This is a genomic window from Vibrio sp. 10N.222.52.C3 (assembly GCF_041474195.1).
In the GTDB taxonomy this organism is placed as follows: domain Bacteria; phylum Pseudomonadota; class Gammaproteobacteria; order Enterobacterales; family Vibrionaceae; genus Vibrio; species Vibrio crassostreae_C.
In genome coordinates this window covers 1-4,072 of the sequence record NZ_JBFRTQ010000141.1, presented here as the reverse complement: position 1 = coordinate 4,072, position 4,072 = coordinate 1, and the positions used below count along the sequence as shown (strand labels likewise).

The following is a 4,072-nucleotide window of genomic DNA, read 5'->3' as shown; positions in this document are numbered from 1 at the left end:
TCTTAAGTGAACGGCATTAACCTATATAGGTGCCTTTTGCTATCTGATTTCTTATCGTGCTGATTAAAGTTTTATATCGTCAAGGCTAAAATCAAGACCTAGGTTCATCTCTCTCAGCTCTTTCTCAAGCTGCCTACGATCGTTGATGGCTTCGATTTCACGCCACTTACGCTTGAGTGGTTTCGAGCGTGATTTTTGAGTTACACGAGGCATTTCTAGTTCTGATACTTCATCGAATTGAAAGCTATCCATAAGCCATATCTCCTTCCGTGGGACTAGTTCTTACGAACCAATAAATATCATATTTAGGTTCACAATAACTTTGATTTGTTTCTCATTTGTTTCAAATCCATGAAGCTTTTGTTCTATTTTCTTATGCATGCTCACACATTGTGAGAATTATTATGTATAAAAAACAGGCAAACAAACCTAAGTAAACGATTAAATTGGGGGTTATTGAATGTTAATTCATTGTGCGAATGGAATAGCGTTTTGACTACAATGCATTGAAGTGCACATGGTACCGTGCGGTATAGGGATCTCATTGGCCTAGAAAAAAACGAAGATCTTCACTATACCTTGTAAAACCTAGGCTGACGTCATTTTTATAGGATGGTGTTCTTGTTGGGGTAGTGCCGTGGCTGTTGTTGATATTATGTCCCGATAATGTGACTTTTATTGGGCTGCATTGTTGAAAGTTGTGTTAACAAAAGGTGTGTTATTAGTGAAATGTCATTTTAATATAAGTGTATTTGCATATTGATTTTTAGGCCGTCTCGCTGCATTATCCGCCCGTCAAAAAATACACTGATACGTAAAATGGATGCATGAAGCGACATTTACAGTCTCAATCGCCGCAAGAATATAACAAGAGTGCCGACACAACATTGACAGAGGCATAGGCGATTAAGAGGAAGGCTAGGAAGCATGATCGGTGCTTAAACTCAATTACGAGGTTCACGTGACAGACTTAATCAATTTGATGAACGATCTCCTTTGGGGATCTATCTTAGTTTACTTACTGGTTGGTGTGGGTATCTACTTCACTGTACGACTAGGCTTCATTCAATTCCGCCATTTCGGCCACATGTTCTCTGTTCTTAGAAACAGCCGTAAAGCAGACAGTGCTGGTATCTCTTCTTTCCAAGCTCTTTGTACTAGTCTCGCTGCTCGTGTAGGTACGGGTAACATGGCAGGTGTTGCTGTAGCACTAACCGCTGGTGGCCCTGGTGCTATCTTCTGGATGTGGCTAATCGCAATGCTAGGTATGGCAACATCGTTTGCAGAAAGCACACTGGCACAGCTATACAAAACGCGTGATAACGACGGTAACTACCGCGGCGGCCCTGCATACTACATGGAGAAAGGCCTAGGCATGCGTTGGATGGGGGTTCTATTCTCTATCTTCCTCATCATTGCATTTGGTCTTGTATTCAACGCGGTTCAAGCGAACGCGATTGCAAGCGCAATGAATACGGCATTCGACCTTGAGCGTAGCTACGTTGGTGTTGGTATCGTAATCATCTCTGCGTTCGTTATCTTCGGTGGTATCCGTAAGATTGCACGCACAGCAGAAATCATCGTTCCAATCATGGCATTGGCTTACCTAGCGATCGCTATGTACGTGATGTTCGCGAACATCGAGAAAGTGCCTGAAGTACTGGCTCTTATCTTCAAGAGTGCATTCGGTCTGCAAGAAGCAGCAGCGGGTGGCCTAGGTTACGCAATCGCACAAGCGATGATTAACGGCATCAAACGTGGTTTGTTCTCGAACGAAGCGGGTATGGGTTCTGCGCCAAACGCAGCAGCTTCTGCTACGCCTTACCCACCGCACCCAGCATCACAAGGTTACGTGCAAATGCTAGGCGTGTTCATGGATACCATTGTTATCTGTTCAGCAACAGTCGCAATCATCCTGATGTCTGGTGAGTATGTACCACACGGTGAAGTAACGGGTATCGAACTAACGCAACGTGCACTAACAGCACAAGTGGGCGAATGGGGCGGCATTTTTGTAGCGGTAGCGATTTTCTTCTTCGCTTTCACTTCAATCATTGCAAACTACTCGTACGCTGAAACGAACCTTATCTTCCTTGAGCACAACAACAAGAAGGGCCTAGTGCTGTTCCGTATCGTTGTTCTGGGTATGGTTATGTTCGGTTCTCTAGCGACGTTACCAACGGTATGGGCACTGGCTGACGTATCGATGGGCCTAATGGCGATTGTTAACTTGGTGGCGATTATCCTGCTATCAGGTATCGTGATTAAGCTAGCGAAAGACTACAACCGCCAACTAGACGCGGGTAAAGTACCAACATTCGATTCGAATGACTTCCCAGAGCTTAAGTCTCAGCTGGAAGACGGTATTTGGGACAACAACAAGAAGTAATCTTGTTGGAGCGATAAACGGCTCATCCTAAAGTGATTAGAAAGGCTAAGGCGTTAAGAGTATACAGTAAAAACCATGTCTATTTGCGCGTGAGTGAGTGACAGCCCTTTACTAGCAATACTTCTTGTTGATACATAAAGCGTACATACTATGTATATTGGTGTGTACGCTTTTTTTATCCCTTAAGGCTTAGCAAGGCGATGGCATCACTGCGTGAAAGCATCACCCTGCCAAAAGGGTATTTAAGGGAAGTGATGGTAAAGTAAAATAATAAAGCCACTCCTTACGCTCGCACAGCTCACTACTCGCTAGGCATTTATGATTTTTCTTGACCACCCGCTGAAAAACGTTTCTGGACAGGAATCATTTAGAGTACTCTGTCTAAGTCGACTAATATTGATTAGAAAAAATATCCCAAATTATCAAAGATCTATAATTAGTTTTGCCCTCTTTATCTACAAAACGAGCGGTGAGCGGTAGCCGTAGAGTACAGGGCAAGATCACCAAGCTTTACCTTGAGCTAAGTTTTTTATCTTATACTTCTTTTTGATAACAAACCAAGTCAACCATGTCTGAGCTCAATTTATTCAAGTACTTTGTAGCCATTGAAGATACACGCCAATCAGGATGAGTTGTAAATAAACTCTTTGATATTCTGTTCCTTACCACTAGCGTTGTGATTGCAGGAAGTCAAGGTTGGGAAGAAATTGAAAAGTTCGGGCGTGACAAACTGGATTGGTTGCGTAAGTTTTAGTTTTCTTTGCATTTTGACCTAATTACTCTTTATTAAAAACGACGTATACTCCCTCAAAAGTAGCAACCAACTCATCCGCACAAAATAGATTGCAGGCTATTTGAACACGCCCTTTTCCCTTGCGTTGAAACGCACGATGAAACCGAGACCACGCCGTAAGGTTGTCATATTTACATACTGCTGTTACATCTTTGTTGGCGGGCTTCAGGTATCGAATGCTATTTTCTTGAATAACAATTTGATGTTTTTTACCCTCTAACTGGGCATAAACTAAAGACCAACCTGCCAAAATACCAACAACAGATAAGCTGCCGCCAAACACCGTATTCATGTGGTTTGTATTCACTCTCAATGGTGCAGTAATCTCGATATTTTTGCTGCTACAAGTATTCACACCGATACCGAGAGACTTTGATACTGGTATATGATGATGAAGGTAGACTTCAAGCTCTCTATTTTTCATATAGACCGTTGCCTTTTTCAGACCGCCACAATATTGCAAAAGTCCGTTTTAGAGGGATGCAGGAATTACACTTTAGCTAATTCAGTTAATACTTGCTTATAAGTATCCACTGATTGGGCTCCAGAAATAGCGCTCTCGCGATTGAATACAACCGTTGGAACACCTGATATACCCGCTTGTTTCCATTGTTGTTCCAGCGACTGGACATGACTTCGAATATCATCATCATCTAGGCATTGCATTGCTTCGTCAACATTAATACCAAGACTTTGCAACTCTTGCTCGAGGGTACTCTTGCTGGATATATCTTTTTGCTCGCTATAAAACGAAGCAAATAACCGGTTTTTAAGCTCGGTTTGCTTGCCTACACTTTTTGCATGCTCCAGAAGAATATGAGCATCAAGGGTATTTACAGCTTTTAGCCCGTCAAAGTAGTCGAATTTAAATCCAACGTCTTCTCCAAGCT

The 4,072-nt window shown here is 42.5% G+C and carries 5 protein-coding genes; 2 read left to right on the top strand and 3 right to left on the bottom strand.

Going from position 1 to position 4,072, the window contains the following annotated elements; genetic code table 11:
• Positions 1 to 63 precede the first annotated feature (63 nt).
• The gene (locus tag AB4517_RS19335) at positions 64 to 252 is read right to left on the bottom strand and encodes a DUF3545 family protein (RefSeq protein WP_017059319.1); all 189 of its coding nucleotides are present in this window, start codon (positions 250 to 252) and stop codon (positions 64 to 66) included.
• Between the two features lie 709 nt (positions 253 to 961).
• Between AB4517_RS19335 and AB4517_RS19330 the strand changes: the two genes are divergently transcribed.
• Positions 962 to 2,389 (top strand): sodium:alanine symporter family protein, encoded by a 1,428-nt coding sequence (locus AB4517_RS19330; RefSeq protein ID WP_032545312.1) that lies wholly within the window; start codon positions 962 to 964, stop codon positions 2,387 to 2,389.
• Positions 2,390 to 3,041: 652 nt separating this feature from the next.
• Positions 3,042 to 3,143: a transposase family protein gene (locus AB4517_RS19325; RefSeq protein WP_102430419.1), complete on the top strand. Its 102-nt coding sequence runs from the start codon at positions 3,042 to 3,044 to the stop codon at positions 3,141 to 3,143.
• A 22-nt stretch (positions 3,144 to 3,165) separates the two neighbouring features.
• Here AB4517_RS19325 and AB4517_RS19320 read toward each other — a convergent pair whose 3' ends face one another.
• Positions 3,166 to 3,606 carry a YiiD C-terminal domain-containing protein gene (locus AB4517_RS19320; protein WP_102366907.1) on the bottom strand — a complete coding sequence of 147 codons (441 nt, stop codon included), beginning with the start codon at positions 3,604 to 3,606 and terminating at the stop codon, positions 3,166 to 3,168.
• 65 nt (positions 3,607 to 3,671) lie between these two features.
• On the bottom strand, positions 3,672 to 4,072 hold a 401-nt coding region (locus AB4517_RS19315), incomplete at its 5' end, for a DsbA family protein (protein WP_372149240.1).